This window comes from Puia sp. (assembly GCF_035546395.1).
Taxonomy (GTDB): Bacteria; Bacteroidota; Bacteroidia; order Chitinophagales; family Chitinophagaceae; genus Puia.
In genome coordinates, this window is sequence record NZ_DASZXR010000014.1 from 279,711 (window position 1) to 296,501 (window position 16,791).

Genomic DNA, 16,791 nt, shown 5'->3' on the forward strand with positions numbered 1-16,791 from the left:
CCACCGGTGCCGGCGATGGTCGTGACGGTGCCGTCGGCGCAATCATGCGGATATAGTATACCTTGTATTTCATGCGCGCAAAACCAATTTCATGACTGCACTGGAACAATTGAAATTGATTAAAGACGAGCGTTATGTCACCGCGGATGGGCGGGAGTTTGGGATCATCCTGAAGGAAGGCTTGCCGGACTACCAGATCGAACATCTGGCGGCGCGATTGCCTGCGTCGCATATCCCGGCTGAGATACGGGAGTTATTGCAATTTTCATCCGGGTTCTCCTTTGCGGGGCTCGGCGAGATCAGCTTTGACGGGGTCGATCAATTTGGATTTGAAAATATCTTCCCGGCCTCCGTCCAACTTGCGGGCGACGGAGCCGGCAATTTTTGGATCGTGGATATCAACCCGATGGGGGGGTGGGGGTCTGTTTTCTTCGCATGCCACGACCCGGCAGTGGTCATCAAACAATCCGAGGACCTGGTGGAATTTCTCCAGCAGATCGATGAATTGGGCAAGAAACCGGAGCAATCGACGCTTTCGCTTTTCCGCGAGCGGACGATGATGCGCGTCTATAACCAGGACGACGGCTATGTGGAAATTGCCGCTGCGCGGAGTTCTTCAGATCTGGTGCTGCGGGAGTTTGCAGCGGGACTTCCTGATCATTTTGTTATTGTGGATCTGCGGAACTCCCCGATCCAGACGGGTTTTGCCTGGGGAAAATATGGGTCCCTTATTGATAATGCCGTCCGGCATGCGGATCAGCTGATCTGGGGTTTTGAGACGAAGGGCAAGAAGGCGATGCGGACGGCGAAGAACGGTTTGCCGGCGGTAAAGAACGGCTTGCCGGCGGCGAAGGGAGACCGGCCGTGGTGGAAGTTCTGGGGTTGATCTCAGGAATGATCGCTGAGATGACGGATGAGGTACGCGCGACCGGGATGGTGGAGCTGGCCCAATTGATGGATAACCGCCTGCCGGTTGTAACCGACCTGGTGGTGTTCGATAGCATATCCGTTTGCCGTTGCTGATAGCAGGGCGTAGTGCGCTTGTTTGTCCGGGGTAAGGGTCAGGCTTACCGCTCCGGGATTGACCAGATGGATCCCGCGCCAACGGTTGTTCAGCGGCAGGTGGGTGTGACCCATGACGATCAGTTTCGCATTGGTGGCGCCGACCAATTTTTCGATGGCATCGTCCGCCATTTCCGGGGAAATTCCCGAGCCATCGTCCATACCCGGGGAGGCGTGGACACCGAGAAAGGGCGTGCCGTCGGGCAGGGTGAGGGTGAATTCCAAAGGTAGATCTTTCAGCCATTGCCAATAACCGGCGGCCGTGATCATGCCCTGAGTCCAGGCAAAGGTGTTGGCCACTTCGACGAGTGCGGGAAGGAGGCTGGGGTCTGCAGCGGTGGCCTGCAGTGTTGGGGAAGGCCGGTCGCCGGAAACGACATAGCGATCGGTATTCCCCCGGATGACTCTCAGGTCCTTGAGTTTGCTTATGCGTTCGAGGACACCTACGGGGTCCGGGCCCAGCGCTACGAAGTCGCCCATGATCCAATACCCGTCGACGCCGCCCCGGTTTTGGATGTCTGTCAATACTGCGTCAAGGGCGATCGTGTTTCCGTGGATGTCGGCGAGCAGGGCGATTCTCATGGTTCAATTTAATACTATTTTCAAATTTCCAATATGAGCCAAATTTATGGTCGCGGGGTTGGCGATCCTCCTAAAGATCAGGGTCCGGTTGTTCGCGACACTTTTGGGGACCATGATATTCACCTGGATCCTTATACTTCACATTCCCAAGGCGGTGGCGGCGGGTCTTGGGGACGGCGGGGTAGAGGTAACCTCGCTGTTCCTGGCGCTGGCCTATTGCGGTACAGCCTTCTGGATTGCTGGGGCCAAAAAAAGGCCTATAGTGTTATAAATCATACCTATAAGTGGTATTTTTTGATTCCATTGCAATCGGACTGGCATAGTTAGCCAGTATTGTCTACCTTTAAGGTTCCTTCTCTAGTATCCTTTGGACTTTTCCGCCGCACCCCCTTTCAATAGTCCAAAACGCTCTGTTCGCTTATGCCCAAGAAGGCCCTTCTCATTCTGACCCTGTTGTCGATCATCGGCAACCTGCTTTATGGCCAGGGAACCCTGACTATTTCACCCGGTACCGTTCCGGACGGAACGTACCGGTCAGTCTATCCCACTCAGACGCTATCGGCCTCCGGTGGAGGCACCGGGCCCTTTTTGTTCAGCCTTTCCGCGGGCGTACTACCACAGGGGATCACCCTTTCGGCCGATGGGACGCTGGCCGGGACTCCGACTGCTCCCGGATCGTATCCTTTTACGGTTTCGGTGCTGGACGCCTCGACACTGAATACAGGAACGCAGGATTACAGCGTGACCGTCAGCCCGGCGCCGCTGACGATCACGCCCGTCAGCGTCCACAAAGCCTACGGCGCCGCTATGCCTGCCTTTACATTCGAGTATATTGGGTTCGTGAGTGGAGAAGGGCCCGATAATCTGACCAGTCCCCCTACGGCCAATACGACGGCGACGGCGGCATCGCCCGTCGGACCATATAACATTACAGCGTCCGGCGCTGCATCCGCCAACTATGCCATTTCTTACGGCACAGGGACATTGACGATCGATCAGGTGCCCCTGACCGTCGCGGCCGTCAGCGTCCACAAGGCCTATGGTGCGCAACTGCCCACTTTTACTGCCAACTACGCCGGTTTTGTCAACGGGGATGATGCGTCCAAGCTGTCGACGCCGGTTTCGTTCAGCACCACCGCCACGGCGGCTTCGCCGGTGGCACAGTATCCCATCACGCCTTCGGGCGCGACGGACCCAAACTATAACATCAGCTTTACCCAAGGCACATTGACGATCGATCAGGTGACCCTGACCATCACAGCCAACAATGCAACCATGACCTACGGCGGGGCGGTGCCTACGCCGTTGACGGTAAGCTATAGCGGATTTGTCAACGGGGACGATGTATCCAAGATGTCAACGCCCGCTACCGCCACGACGAGCGCCACCTCCGCTTCCCCGGTCAACAGCTACCCGATAACACCCGGGGGCGCGGTAGACAACAACTATACCTTTAATTACGTCAATGGGACCCTGTCTATAGGGAAAGCGAACCTGACGATCACAGCCAATCCCGCCAGCAGCGTGTATGGCGCCGCGCTGGTGTCCAACGGCTCACTTACGGTGAACTATAGCGGATTTGTCAACGGCGACGGTCCCGGCAGCCTGGACGCCCTGCCGACGGTCGCCAATTCGGCCGTTGCCGGCTCCCCGGCGGGCAACTATATCCTGACCCCTTCCGGCGCATCGAGCAACAACTATAACTTCACCTATGTGACCGGTCAGTATAAGATCACCCCGGCGACGCTGACCGTCACTGCGAACAACCAGAGCATGACCTACGGCGGGACCGTGCCTACGCCGTTGACCGTCAGCTATAGCGGCTTCGTCAATGGGGACGACGCCACCAAACTGTCGACACCCGCCACCGCCACAACGAGCGCCACCTCCGCTTCCCCGGTCAATACTTACCCAATTACGCCCGGAGGCGCGGTCAGCAACAACTATACCTTCAATTATGTCAACGGGACCCTGTCGATTGGCAAGGCGACCCTGACCATCACGGCCAACCCTGCCGGCAGCATCTATGGCGATCCCCTGGTGCCCAATGGCTCGCTTACGGTCAGCTATAGCGGCTTTGTCAACGGCGACGGCTCCGGCAGCCTGACCACGCAGCCGACGGTCTCCAATACAGCCGTTGCCGGATCTCCCGCAGGCAATTATGTGCTGACTCCTTCCGGCGCCTCGAGCAATAACTACGACTTCAAGTATGTTAACGGTGTCTATACGGTCAGCAAGGCGCCTCTCAGCATCACCGCCAACAATCAGACCATGACGTATGGCGGTACTGTACCCACCCTTACAGCCTCCTACAGCGGGTTTGTCAACGGGGACGACGCCACCAGGCTCACCACCCCACCTAATATAACCACGGCGGTGAACTCCGCCACGGCGGCGGGAACGTATCCCATTTCCATCTCCGGCGCGGTAGACCCGAACTATACCATCACCTATACGCAAGGCACGATAACCATTGGCAAGGCCACGCTGACGGTAACCGCGGACGATAAATCCATGACCCTGGGTGGACCGCTGCCGGCCCTCACGGTGAGCTACGCCGGTTTCGTCAACGGCGACAATGCGACCAAACTGACGAGCCCCGCCACGGCCTCCACGACGGCGACGGCTACCTCGCCTGCAGGCACTTATCCAATCACCCCGGCGGGCGGCTCGGCGACAAACTATACCTTCAACTATGTCAACGGCACCCTGACCATCGGAAGGGCGGTGCTCACAATAACCGCCAATCCCGCCGGCAGCGTATATGGCGCTCCGCTGGCTGCAGGCAGCTCGCTTACGGTCAGCTATAGTGGATTTGTCAACGGCGATGGTCCGGGCAGCCTGAGCTCGCTGCCAACGGTCACCAATACCGCCTTCTCCGGCGCCCCAGCCGGCGCCTATACGCTGACGCCTTCCGGTGCTTCCAGCAGCAACTATACGATCAATTATGTGAACGGCACCTACACCATCAGTCCGGCGTCCCTGAACATTGCGACGATCAGCCAGAGCATGATCTACGGCGGTACCGTGCCTCCCCTTGCCGTTACCTACAGCGGTTTTGTAAACGGTGACAACCCGGCCAGCCTGACCACGCCGCCTGTCGTCGCCACTTCGGCCAGTTCCTCCTCGCCGGTGGGCGGCTATCCGATCACGGCCTCCGGTGCGAGGGACCCCAACTATACCATCAGCTATACGCCCGGCACGCTGACGATCGGCAAGGCGACGCTGACGGTGACGGCAGATAATAAGACGATGCCATTGGGCGGGCCGCTGCCAACGCTGACGATAAGTTACTCAGGATTCGTCAACGGGGATGGTCCCGGCAACCTCGCCCAACAACCTTCCCTCTCGGTTCCGGCCAGCGCTTCTTCGCCGGCAGGGGCGTACCCGATCTCCGTCTCAGGCGCAGTGTCTTCCAACTATACCTTTGTATATGTCACCGGTATCCTGGCTGTCGGGAAGGCCTTGCTGACGATAACCGCCAACCCCGCCGGCAGCGTCTATGGCGCTCCGCTGGCGCCCGGCAGCCTGCTAACGGTAACCTATAGTGGCTTTGTCAACGGCGACGGACCCGCCAACCTCACCACCCAGCCGACCGTGACCAATACGGCGGTGACGGGCGCGCCCGTAGGCACTTATGCGTTGATCCCCTCCGGCGCCTCGAGCGACAACTATGCCATCGCCTATGTCAACGGCACCTATACGATCAGCCCGGCGCCGCTGACCATCACCGCGGCCAACCAGACCATGACCTATGGAGGGGCGGTGCCCGCCCTGACCGTATTATACAGCGGCTTTGTCAACGGCGACAACGCCTCGCGGCTGACCACCCCGCCTACGCTGACGACCCCGGCGGCCGTCTCCTCGCCGGTGGGCACCTATCCCATCACGGCCTCCGGCGCGGTCGATCCGAACTATACCATCGCCTATAATCCCGGCACGATGACGATCGGCAAGGCTACCCTGACGGTGACGCCCAACCCGGCGTCGATGGTGTATGGGGGGAACCTGCCCGCCCTGACGGCATCCTATATTGGGTTTGCCAACGGGGATAAGCCCGGCGATCTGTCGGCCGTGCCGACGCTGGTCACGACGGCCACCGCCACCTCGCCGGCGGGCGCTTATCCGATCACGGCCTCAGGCGGCGCCAGCTCCAACTACGACTTTGTATACAATCCAGGCACCCTTACCATCGGCCCCGCCGCGTTGCATATCACCGCATTGCCGCAGACCAAACCATTCGGCCAGCCGGACCCCCTATTCACCTATACCGTCACCGGGCTCCTGAATGGCGACAACACGAGTGTCTTCACCGGCAGCCTGAGCCGGACGCCGGGTGAGAATGTGGGCACCTACGCCATCAACACCGGCAGCCTGAGCGCGGGCGGGAATTATACGCTCGACTTCACGGCCAATAATCTGATCATCACTATAGCCACGCAGCAGATCATCTGGGGGCAGAGCCTAATCGTAGGATGCAGTGACCAGACGCAGGTGCAGCTCACCGCCGTGGCCAGCAGCGGTCTGCCGGTAACGTATTCGGTGGCCGATCCGGCGATCGCCTCCTTATCGGGCAGTCTACTGACCTTGCTCAAACCGGGTAGCACGATCGTAACCGCCACGCAACCCGGGGACGCCAACCATACCGCAGCCACGCCCGTTAACGATACGGTGTACTACCAGGCCGCATCGCTGATCCGGCAACGTTGGAACGATGCCATCTTCTTCGATAACAGCGGCGGCGACTATGTCGGCTGGCAATGGTATAAGGACGGCGATGCCGTTCCAGGCGCCACCAGCCCGTATTACAGCGAGACCTCGCCGTTGAACGGGCAGTATTATGTCATCGCGACCAATAAGGACAGCCAGCGGGTGCAAAGTTGCGTACTGTCCATTACTGCCGGCGCACCGATACCCGGCGGCATCAAGGTCTATCCCAACCCCGCTAACACCGGCGCGATGGTCACGGTCACCAGCAACTACACCTCCACGGCCTTGCAGGGCGCCGTTCTGACGATCGTCGATCTCAACGGAAGGGTGCGGACACAAGTCACCGCCGTTACACCTACCCTGCAGGTGGCCATGCCGTCAGAGACCGGTACCTATATCATCAACCTGCTGCTGGCCAGCGGACAAAAGGCAAGTGTCAATGTGCTCGTCGTTCAGCAATAACTATATGTTCTCCATGACAAGAATCCTCATCGGTGTGTTCCTTATTGCGCTTTCGGCGCCGCGCCCGGCTGCGGCCCAGGCGCTGAATATTCAGCTGGACGGCGGATTGCAGGGGATTCACTATACCCTTCCCAACGGAAAGATACAGCCGCAGCCGGGCGGGTCGCTGGGCCTGGGCTACAGCATCCGGCTGGGTGGCACCCTGGACCTGCTGACCGGTGTCGCCGGCGGCATCTACCGGACAAAAGCCACTTTACAGAATGGGGTCATTTCTTCGACCTACCAGGTAGACGATGCGGGTTCGGCTTTTCAATACAATGTAAAGGCCACGGGGTACCAGGAGATGCAGCGGTTTTATGCGGTCAGCGTACCGCTGCTGTTGCAATATCATACGCAGGACCCCCTTTTACAATGGTACCTCGATGCCGGCGGGAAGGTATTTGTTCCGTTCGGCAGCAGCACCCAGGCATCCGCGGGACAGCTGGTCCTTTCAGGGTACTATCCCGATTACAATATAGAGGTCTCGAACCTTCCGCAACATGGCTTTGGGACGATCAACGGCTGGAAGGCCACGACCACCGGCACCCAGCTGAAACCGTCGGCGGCCCTGAGCGCGGCCACGGGGGTAAGCTTTAGCCTGGCTCCCCAATCGAGGCTCTATGTGGGCATATATGCCGACTATGGCCTGACCGGCGTGGTCAAAAAGAGCAGCAGCCGTCTCCCCTTGGTAGGCTACAATTCTAACGGCGTGAATAGTGCACAAGCCGGCAGCGTGCTGAATAGCGGCACTACCGGCACCGCGAGCCTGCTCTCCTTCGGACTGCAGGTGAGACTAAGCTTTGGGCTAGGTGGCAAACGCCCGGCCGGCGGGAGCAAGACTGCGCCCGGGGCCGTGGCGCCGGTATTGGACACGCTTCAGGACGAGCAGCGGGAGTTGATCGAAGAATCGGTGGTCTTTGGTCTTCTTGGCGAAACGGCCGTCCCGGAGATCCAGAAGAAGCATCTGGACGAGGTCGCCGATGTGCTGAAGCGATTCCCCGCCCTTCGCATTTCCATCACGGGTCATACCTGTGACGGCGATAACGAACCGGAGGATAAGGCCGTGGGCGCGGAGCGGGCGAAGGCGGTTGCTGCCTATCTGCGGAGCAAAGGGGTCGATCCCGCGAGGATGGAGGTGAGCCCTGCTTCGGAGACGGATGTGTTCGAGCCGTTCAATCCGTTGGCGAACTATAAAAATAGGAGGGTGGTGATCAAGATAAAATAGGCTCCCGCCCCAGCATCCGGATAAACCGGAAATGCGAAACGACCGCGGCTTTAAAACTAGGCAGGGAATGATAAGGCAGACCATAGGCCGCACATTCGGCCTGTACCAATTTGCTGATCGCCGGGTAATGGACATGACTTATCCGGGGGAACAGATGATGCTCTATCTGGTAGTTCAGTCCACCGGCAAACCAGGAAATCACCGGATTACCGGGCGCGAAGTTGGCCGTTGTTCTTACCTGGTGGATGGCCCATTCATTCTCAATCTGTTGTTCATCACCGGTACTCGACTCGAATTCGGTCTCCTCCACCACATGCGCCAATTGAAAGACGATGGATAGGGTCAATCCCAGGGCAACGTGCATACATAGGAAGAACACGAGCCAGGCCTGCCAGCCCGTCAGCCAAATCGGGAGCACCATATAAAATACGACGTAGAGCACCTTACTTGTCCAGAATATCGCATGATCGGCCGCCGACATCCGTGCAAGAGGCGTTTTGACTATCTTCTTTTTAAAGTATTTTTCGAAATCCTGGTAAAGTATCCAGATCATCGAGCTGAGAGCGTATAAGACGGGCGTATACAGGTGTTGCAGCCGATGAGCGGGAACCCAGCGCTGCGGGCTGCACATGCGGATATACGGGCTTTTGGCAATATCATCATCGATGCCTTCGATATTCGTGTAGGTATGATGGATGATATTGTGCTTTTGCTTCCAAATGAAATTATTTCCGCCCAGGGCGTTCAACGTAAGGCCCATGAGATGGTTGACCCATTTACGCGAAGAATAGCTGCCGTGGTTGGCGTCATGCATGACATTGAACCCGATACAGGCGAGTGCAAAACCCAGGACCAGGCTGGCCAGGATCCTCGGCAGCAGGGCCAAAGGCGCGAATAACAATACGGCATATAACGAAACCGTCGAAAGGATCAGGATAACGGCCTTTGCATATAAGTGAATATTACCCGTCTTTCTCTTGTTGATCTCTGCGAAATACTTGTTCACAGCGGCTTTCAACGAAGTGTAAAATACGGGATTGCTATTGTTGAAGGTTAATTTGGACATGTTTGGACAGGCCGGCTTTTGACAGACAGTACAAATGTCGTTATTTTCGGGCATAAGTTCGATCAATTTAGACAATTACTCAATATATGCGAAGACTCGTTATCGGCTTGTCATTTGTCTTTTGTACGGCTTGCTCCGCGCGCAAGGTCCTCCCATCGCCGAAGGGTGCGATACCGGCAATAAGCGGAACGGAATTCTATAAGACGGTGACTACCTGGCATTGGAAAGAGCGCGATTCATTGGCCGTTCAATTGGTGTTAGCGGGCGATATGCCCGCCTTCCTGCGAAAGTTCGTCCGCATCCGGACAAGCATCGCCGATTCGGCCACCGGCCAAAAAATCGACGCCTCGTACTATGTCGCGCCGGATTATCTAAGCATAGGTACTGATGCCGATTGGGCGCGGGTTCCGCTGACGCCGATGGCCGCCCGAAAGATCGCCGATAGCCTGAACTGTTTCCTTCCAACCCGGAAGATGGTCGACGACATCTACAAGCAATCCGTGGTGAAGCTGGAGCCGGTGCCGATGTATGCCTTCCGGGACAGCAGCATCACGATGTGGCAGCACCACCTGATCGTGGAAGGACAGCGGAAAGGGCGGAAGGGATTGATCGCGGGTATCAAGAAGGATGTGGTGATCAGTGGGAAGATAACCCGGTCAGAAAAAACCGACCGGGTCGCCATTTATGGGTGGCATCGACTCAATGGAGTGGCTATTCAACCCTTATATACGGGGCATGTCAACTGGTATGCAGATTACAGCCATGGGATCCGGCTGGTGTACCGGAAGATATTTGTCAACGGCAGGCCGATGGATTATACCGAGGTACTGAAAAGTCCCATCTTGCACAGACTCTTGTGCGATGAGGAATATTGCGACTTTTATGCTTATCCGTAAATTTAGCCGCGCACCACCGACGACTCTTTAACGATCTGCCATTTTCCCGCCACATTCTCCCAGATCACCGTAAAGAACTTCCGGCTCCATTTCCCATTCATCTCCAATTCGCGGGTCATCACGACCATTCCCATGTTTTCATCCCCAACCGCATAATGGAATTCGGTCTTCGTGGAAAAGGGTGGGGTATTGGCCTCCTTGTTCTGCCGGATAAATGCGACCAGCTGCTCCTTGTTCATCGTATCTACCCCGCTGCTCTCATCAACGTTGACCACCAATAATTTGTCTGCGTAGGTTTCCTGGACATAGGGCAGATCGAAATGGGTGGCATGAAAGATCAGATCCTTTGTCATTTCAATTAATTGTTCCTTGTTCATCTTTTAACTTTTGGGAGCTACAAGAACAATACTTGTGCCTCGCCGTTAACCTCTTGTAAATCAGATCGGTTTTCGCCGGCCAAATTTATTTTTCACTTTATTTCGGAAATCATTTGGCTTATTCACTAAATAAAGTGTCTTTTTCCTTTACTTTATATCCGATCAGGAGCCAACGATATGCTTAGAACTAAGGACTTAAAGGATGGTGACGAATCTTGCTTCAGAAGAGTATTTGAACAATACCATCAAAAACTTTATTTCTTTATCCTGCACAAAACAAGATCGGAATATATCGCGGAAGAGGTCGTCCAGATGGCCTTTACCAAGCTCTGGCAATGCCGCCAAACCCTGAAGGAAGAATACACTATCTCCACCCAGCTGTTCCGGATCGCCTCGACAATATTGATCGATCTGCTACGAAAGCATCAGAAAAAAGATGCAGTTACCGCCCGGCTCGATTCGATGGAGATCGAGGAAGGGATCGACAGCACCAATGAAAAAATGAGCGGGGCCGAACTACAAAAGAGGATCACCAAGGCTGTTAACGACCTGCCCCCGGTAAGAAAGCAGGTATTCGAGATGAGCCGTGAGCAGGGGATGTCCTATAGGGAGATCGCCGAAACCCTCTGCGTGTCCTCCAAAACGGTGGAAACACATATTTACAAAGCCTTGAAGCAGATAAAAAAACATATAGTTTGATAACAGAGGAACTCATAATAAAATTTTTTGAAGGAAAATGCAACGCCCAGGAAGTTGCGATCGTGACGGCTTGGCTAAATGAAAACCCGGCCAATCTGAAAAAGTATATCGGAGAGGAAGAATGGGAGAACTTTCAGGCGACCCAGGCTTTATTGCCCGAACAATCCGGCAAATTGTGGAATAACATCTATAAAAATGCTACACCTCCGGTCACGCGTCATTCCAGGTTCCGGTGGACGGCTGTTGCCGCATCCTTCTTATTGGTGGCAGGCCTGTCCTGGCTTTACCATTCAAAGGGGCAAAAGACCGGTTCGGGTGCTGCAACGGCGGCGGCAACAACAAACGTTTCCAACACTACTCCTCAGAACAAGAGACTTAGCCTGCCTGATGGTTCTACCGTAGAATTGTCGCCCAACAGCACGCTTTCTTATGCCGACAATTTCAATTCCTTAAAACGAGAGGTGGTATTAAATGGGGAGGCCGTTTTCACCATCGCAAAAGACGCCGCCAAACCTTTTTCCGTTTCCAGCCATTCTATCCTGGTCACGGTCCTCGGCACCCGTTTCACAGTCAACTCCTATGAAGCGGGTAAGGCCACCAAAGTAATTTTGCATGAAGGCAGGGTGATGGTCAAAATTCCCGACTCATCGGTAAGGGACAATAAAAACGAGTATTACCTGGCTCCCGGGGATATTTTCATCTTTAAAAAGGTAAACAAGGGGTCGGCAGGCATCAAGGCTGCAACCGTCGCCACTTCGAAGAGCGTATCAATCGATTCGATATCGACCCGTGTCCTTCACCTGGAAGAAGATAAGGACAATGGCTATTTATTCGACAATTACCCGCTCGATGTCGTATTCGACCAATTGCAAATTATTTACAATACCCCGATCATCTATAATAAGGCAGACCTGGGCAACCGGACCTTTATCGGAAAAATAGATAAAAAAGATTCGCTTTCCGATATCCTCAAAAGCATCACGCTGCTGAATAAATTCCGATTCCACAGGCAAGGGGATAGCCTGATCATCAGCAATTAGCTTTCACAAGCCGACATTAAGTTAATATTAACAGTAAGGGGTCCTTGCCGGCGATGCGTATAATAGAGAAATAAAATCTTCATGCGGATTCCGTTTTTTCTATTATTAGCACTTCTCTTCCATATCAATCTAACGTCCAACGCTCAGGGTATCAATGAAATAAAGGGGCAGGTAAATGACGAGAACGGCCAACCCGTTACCTATGCCTCCGTTGTCGCCAGGAACCACAGTACCGGCACAACGACCACGACCCAAACGGATTCTTTGGGTATTTTCATCTATCATAATTTGTCAGCGGGAGGTCCTTATTCCTTTGCCGTATCCCATGTCGGTTTTCAAACGCAGACGATCTCGGGATATGATATAAAGGCCGACGCCAACATTTCCTTGCTGATCAAATTAAAGGCGGTGGAAAATGGCTTAAATGAAGTTATCGTTACGGGACGCGCCGGTGCATTAAACCGCACAAAACTCAACACCAGCTATTCCGTTACGACAATTGGATACAATGCGCTCAGCTTGCAAGCGCCCACCAGTGTCACCGAGGCTCTGAAATCCGTACCGGGCTTCTGGGTGGAAGCAACCGGGGGTGAAGCGAGTGGGAATGTGAGAGCCCGGGGCGTCCCTGTGGATGGTTACGGATCCATTCAGCTGCTGGAGGACGGGATCCCTGTACAACACGACCCGGCGCTGGGTTACCTGAATGTCGACCAGGCCTTTCGTTTCGACGAGACCATTCAATCCATCGAAGTGGTCCGCGGCGGTCCCTCTTCGGTATTTTATTCGAATGCCCCGGCAGGAGCCGTGAACTTCATCCCGCGCGCCGTCGGTGATAAGACAGAGGGAGTTTTTAAGCTGACCGCGGGCGACTATAGTTTGAACCGGGCTGATTTTTGGGTCGGCGCGCCCATCGGCGACGGATGGAAACTTTCCGCCGGAGGTTTTTACCGCACGGGGACCGGGGTGCGTAACCCGGGTTACACCGGCAATCATGGGGGTCAGATCAGGGCCTCTCTCGGCAAGACCTGGGACAAATCATCCTTTAGTGTCGACTTCAAGCAATTGAATGACGATGTAGTGTTTTACACCGATCTGCCGATGACCTATAACAGCAAAGGGAAGATCGTTGGCGTACACGGTTTTGACGGCAACTATGGGGCGATTGCCGGCGCCGAAACCCAGCGAATGAACATGGTGCAGGGCGACAGCAGCCTTTACCATTATGACAATACGGTCGGGACGGCCGTCAACAGAAGCCAGGTAACCGTCAAATTCCAGACCGAGTTTGCCAAGGATTGGTTCCTGAAGAATTCGCTTCGTTACAGCAACACGCAGACCCAGCGCAATGGACTTTTTGCGCTGAATCTGTTGACCGCCGATTCGTTCTATAAGGCCCAGTCCGGCCTGCTGGGGCAGGCGCCGGGCGCCTCGAAATTGGGATTCCAATATGTAACCACCGGCACGGCCTTCAACTCTAACCAGAACGGCAACGGGATGGTCATTCAGGGTGGATTAAGAGGGATTACCATGCCGCAGACCGAAGTCGACAACGACCTTCATCTTTCGCATGTCTTCTACACCGGTTCGTCCAAACACGATTTCAACTTTGGCTACTACTATGCCCACTTCAATCAAAACTTCAGCCGGTATTCTTCAAAGGTCTACCTGGATGTTGAAAATAATTCACGACTGCTGAACATCGTGGCATTGGATGGCGCCGGGAAGGTGGTAAAGAATTTTTCCGACAACGGCGTATCTCAATATGGATATGAGTGGGCGGACGCCAATGGCGAACAGACCACCAATGCCCTTTATGTCAGTGATGAGTGGCAGATAACGCCGGCCCTCCGTATCGATGGCGGCGTTCGGTGGGAATACACACAAACGGATGGGGTTGTTGAACAATCGAAAACCGTGAACCTGGGTACTTACGCGACCTCGGCGATGACTACCGGGAATGGCGTTTGGCAAGGTTATAACCATCATTTTGATTACACCACCTGGACATTAGGCGCAGACTATCAACTGTCGGGTGATATGGGGCTTTTCGGCAGGTACACTTCCGCGGCGCGCATCCCCGGATTTGCGACTTATTACAACAATGTCAGTTCCTCGGCGGTTACCCAGACCATGCAGCTCGGCGAAGTTGGATTCAAATTTGCCCGCCGGCTTTACTCTCTTTATGCCACGGGATTCTTTACCCGGTATAATAACGTCGGCTTCTCCAACACGGTCAGCACTCTGAACGGCTTCACCACGGTCAACGCGTTTGCCAATACCAATACCTATGGGCTCGAACTCGAGGGCAGCCTTTTCCCGGTAAAATGGTTTGATGTTTCGGCGACGGCAACCTTACAGCATGGAGAATACCAGGGACTTGTCGCCGAGGCTGTAACGGGCGGGACGCTGACCCAGAAGTACAATTACAATGGCAATAAGCTGATCCGCGTACCGCAAGCCTCGTTCAGGGTCGTTCCGGGGTTCAACCTGTTCGGCAATCATCTTCGCCTGCAGGCGCCGGTCGAATACGAAGGGAAACGCTATACGGATGTTGCCAACTCCCAGATCCTTCCGGCCTATACAAAGCTCGATATCGATGCACAGGTAAATGTTACCAGGGAGATCTCGGTCTTTGGGGTTATCGACAACCTCACCAATTCCCTGGGGCTTACGGAAGGCAATCCCCGCCAGGGCGAGATCCAAAGCGCCGCAGCGGGTCAATATATTTTTTTGGCGCGGCCGTTGCTCGGAAGGAGTTTCAAGGTGTCTTTGAGATATAAGTTTTAAGTCTTGTTGAAAACACGCGCTCATCGGTTCTCCGGGCGGCGGGGACGGCCGATGGGTCCGCAGTGAGTGAAAGCGCCCGCTTGCGGATCTGCAAGCGGGCGCCTATCGTATTCTCTGTCGACCCGGTACTTATAAGTTGGACAAAACCTTTCCTGTATTGGAAAATTTTCGTTTTGTGATGGAAGTGATCTCCTGCGTGACGCTGGCCGGGATGATAACCACCTTATACCTTGCGTCCGGCACGTTGAACTCGGGCAGATCGGGCCCGGCGGTTAGCGGCCAATAGTAATAGTAGTTATTGGTTGTATTGGAGTACGGCGTAAAATAGAATTGCAGCCGCAGATCCTGTACGCCTGTGACATACGACCAGTTATAGTTCACCTGCATATTATGCGGGTCGGTCCCGGGGATGGTATAGGGAATGGGCAGCCATTGGGTGGGTTCATTGAGCGGCGAAGGCGTAAAACTCACCAGTATCATCCCATGGTCCAGGATGTCCTGTGTAAGCTCCCCGATCCAGCGCGTGGCGGACTTTGCCGCAAAGGTCGAATAGTTCGTGTTGTCGTGTTGAACATATACACTGTCGCCCATCGTCCAGTTGTCCGTGTAGATGGAAAAAGTGTCAACAAGGGCGCCCGGACCGGCGGGGCCGGTTGCGCCGGAATCGCCCGGTGCGCCAGGTATACCCGGTGTGCCGGAGGCGCCGACAAGTGAGATGGGTGATCCCCAGCCGCCGGCGGTCTTTGGACCATAGAGAGCCGTAGTGGTGATGTCCAGGTAAAAGTCGCCGATGGCGCCCAGGTTGGCGGCAGGAGCGCCTTCCCCGCTAAGGATGGTATTTCCGTTAGTACCGTTGGCGCCGTTCGCACCCGCGGTGCCCGCTGCCCCGGCGGGACCTACAGTCCCTTTTTTGCAGGACGGGAAAATAAGAGAAGAGATGGCAATGCTTAACAAAAGCCCGAATAGGACTTTCCTGTTCAGTTGGTTTTTCATGCGGTATTACTTTTTAAGGGTCGAGAATCGATGCACCGAAAGTAGGCACGCGAATACCTATGCGACGAGATTTGTATATGACTTTAAATTAATTTAAGAGTATCCCCCCATGCCTTGTCATAAGGTACTGATGAAACCAACCTTGTGGGGGCAATTCGATACCACCTGAGATCACATACCCTTCGGACCCGCATTTTTAAGTGATTAATTTATCCTTCCGTAAGTCTCCGGCTTAATACTCATTTAAAACCCGCCTTTCGCATGACTTTTATATATCATGCGTTCGGATTTTACGATATTACACCGAGGCGTTATGAAAGTACTCGTTCGATTAATTTTCCTGGCTCTGATATCCTTTACCGCAGGTTCTGCGCATGCGCAGCAGGGCGCGGCCTATGATATCCAGGTAAATATCATCTACCGCCTTACCAAATACATCGACTGGCCTGACAAATCCGGGGATTTTGTCATCGGGGTCGTAGGCACGCCGGCCATTTTCGAATACATGTCGGGCTTTCTGACGGGCAAGACGGTGGGGACAAGAAAGATCGTCCTTAAGAAATTCCCTTCCGCTTCTCCTGCCTATCCCTGCCAGTTGCTATTCATTCCCGAAGAGGAGAACCATATGATGCGAAAGATCGCCGGTGCGACGGCAGGAGCGGGGACGCTGCTGGTGACGGAGTCGGAAGGGATGGCCCGTAGAGGCTCCTGTATCAACTTCATCGTCGTCGACGATCGTATTAAACTGGAAATCAACAAAAACAACATTGAGCAACGGAATTTGAGGATTGCAGGCGAGTTGTTGGCGCTGGGCATCCTGGTGAAATAATGTCCAGCAACGCCGACCAAAAAT

General features: G+C 54.7%; 12 protein-coding genes. 8 read left to right on the plus strand and 4 right to left on the minus strand.

Annotated elements, in window-relative coordinates; genetic code table 11:
- Positions 1–91: 91 nt before the first annotated feature.
- Positions 92–886, plus strand: a complete 795-nt coding sequence (locus tag VHE34_RS13845; RefSeq protein WP_325588855.1) for an SMI1/KNR4 family protein — start codon at positions 92–94, stop codon at positions 884–886.
- A gap of 2 nt (positions 887–888) precedes the next feature.
- On the opposite strand, the gene VHE34_RS13850 is transcribed toward VHE34_RS13845, so the two are convergent.
- Positions 889–1,644 carry a metallophosphoesterase family protein gene (locus VHE34_RS13850; RefSeq protein ID WP_325588857.1) on the minus strand — a complete coding sequence of 252 codons (756 nt, stop codon included), beginning with the start codon at positions 1,642–1,644 and terminating at the stop codon, positions 889–891.
- A 420-nt stretch (positions 1,645–2,064) separates the two neighbouring features.
- Here VHE34_RS13850 and VHE34_RS13855 point away from each other — a divergent pair, with 420 nt between their 5' ends.
- Entirely contained in the window at positions 2,065–6,816 is a 4,752-nt protein-coding gene (locus tag VHE34_RS13855; protein ID WP_325588859.1) for a beta strand repeat-containing protein, read from the plus strand.
- Between the two features lie 13 nt (positions 6,817–6,829).
- Entirely contained in the window at positions 6,830–8,080 is a 1,251-nt protein-coding gene (locus VHE34_RS13860; RefSeq protein ID WP_325588861.1) for an OmpA family protein, read from the plus strand.
- Here VHE34_RS13860 and VHE34_RS13865 read toward each other — a convergent pair.
- A complete protein-coding gene (locus VHE34_RS13865; protein ID WP_325588863.1) occupies positions 8,067–9,146 on the minus strand; it encodes an acyl-CoA desaturase in 1,080 nt (359 codons plus the stop codon). The two genes, VHE34_RS13860 and VHE34_RS13865, sit on opposite strands and share 14 nt — an antisense overlap.
- Positions 9,147–9,232: 86 nt before the next feature.
- On the opposite strand from VHE34_RS13865, the gene VHE34_RS13870 reads away from it, so the two are divergent.
- Complete coding sequence (locus VHE34_RS13870; protein WP_325588865.1) at positions 9,233–10,042, plus strand: hypothetical protein; 810 nt, start codon at positions 9,233–9,235, stop codon at positions 10,040–10,042.
- A gap of 2 nt (positions 10,043–10,044) precedes the next feature.
- On the opposite strand, the gene VHE34_RS13875 is transcribed toward VHE34_RS13870, so the two are convergent.
- Positions 10,045–10,419 carry a hypothetical protein gene (locus tag VHE34_RS13875; RefSeq protein WP_325588866.1) on the minus strand — a complete coding sequence of 125 codons (375 nt, stop codon included), beginning with the start codon at positions 10,417–10,419 and terminating at the stop codon, positions 10,045–10,047.
- 177 nt (positions 10,420–10,596) lie between these two features.
- On the opposite strand from VHE34_RS13875, the gene VHE34_RS13880 reads away from it, so the two are divergent.
- From VHE34_RS13880 to VHE34_RS13890, 3 genes are all read left to right on the plus strand, one after another.
- Entirely contained in the window at positions 10,597–11,118 is a 522-nt protein-coding gene (locus VHE34_RS13880; RefSeq protein WP_325588867.1) for an RNA polymerase sigma-70 factor, read from the plus strand.
- The gene (locus tag VHE34_RS13885) at positions 11,115–12,158 is read left to right on the plus strand and encodes a FecR family protein (RefSeq protein WP_325588868.1); all 1,044 of its coding nucleotides are present in this window, start codon (positions 11,115–11,117) and stop codon (positions 12,156–12,158) included. The genes VHE34_RS13880 and VHE34_RS13885 overlap by 4 nt, the downstream gene beginning before the upstream one ends.
- Before the next feature lie 81 nt (positions 12,159–12,239).
- Positions 12,240–14,945 (plus strand): TonB-dependent receptor, encoded by a 2,706-nt coding sequence (locus VHE34_RS13890; RefSeq protein WP_325588869.1) that lies wholly within the window; start codon positions 12,240–12,242, stop codon positions 14,943–14,945.
- A gap of 129 nt (positions 14,946–15,074) precedes the next feature.
- On the opposite strand, the gene VHE34_RS13895 is transcribed toward VHE34_RS13890, so the two are convergent.
- Complete coding sequence (locus tag VHE34_RS13895) at positions 15,075–15,938, minus strand: collagen-like protein (protein ID WP_325588871.1); 864 nt, start codon at positions 15,936–15,938, stop codon at positions 15,075–15,077.
- A gap of 313 nt (positions 15,939–16,251) precedes the next feature.
- On the opposite strand from VHE34_RS13895, the gene VHE34_RS13900 reads away from it, so the two are divergent.
- Entirely contained in the window at positions 16,252–16,767 is a 516-nt protein-coding gene (locus tag VHE34_RS13900) for a YfiR family protein (RefSeq protein WP_325588873.1), read from the plus strand.
- Positions 16,768–16,791 lie beyond the last annotated feature (24 nt).

Coding starts and splice junctions, on each gene's coding strand:
- VHE34_RS13845 (WP_325588855.1), top strand. CDS start 92: ATGACTGCACTGGAACAATTGAAATTGATTAAAGACGAGCGTTATGTC.
- VHE34_RS13850 (WP_325588857.1), bottom strand. CDS start 1,644: ATGAGAATCGCCCTGCTCGCCGACATCCACGGAAACACGATCGCCCTT.
- VHE34_RS13855 (WP_325588859.1), top strand. CDS start 2,065: ATGCCCAAGAAGGCCCTTCTCATTCTGACCCTGTTGTCGATCATCGGC.
- VHE34_RS13860 (WP_325588861.1), top strand. CDS start 6,830: ATGACAAGAATCCTCATCGGTGTGTTCCTTATTGCGCTTTCGGCGCCG.
- VHE34_RS13865 (WP_325588863.1), bottom strand. CDS start 9,146: ATGTCCAAATTAACCTTCAACAATAGCAATCCCGTATTTTACACTTCG.
- VHE34_RS13870 (WP_325588865.1), top strand. CDS start 9,233: ATGCGAAGACTCGTTATCGGCTTGTCATTTGTCTTTTGTACGGCTTGC.
- VHE34_RS13875 (WP_325588866.1), bottom strand. CDS start 10,419: ATGAACAAGGAACAATTAATTGAAATGACAAAGGATCTGATCTTTCAT.
- VHE34_RS13880 (WP_325588867.1), top strand. CDS start 10,597: ATGCTTAGAACTAAGGACTTAAAGGATGGTGACGAATCTTGCTTCAGA.
- VHE34_RS13890 (WP_325588869.1), top strand. CDS start 12,240: ATGCGGATTCCGTTTTTTCTATTATTAGCACTTCTCTTCCATATCAAT.
- VHE34_RS13895 (WP_325588871.1), bottom strand. CDS start 15,938: ATGAAAAACCAACTGAACAGGAAAGTCCTATTCGGGCTTTTGTTAAGC.
- VHE34_RS13900 (WP_325588873.1), top strand. CDS start 16,252: ATGAAAGTACTCGTTCGATTAATTTTCCTGGCTCTGATATCCTTTACC.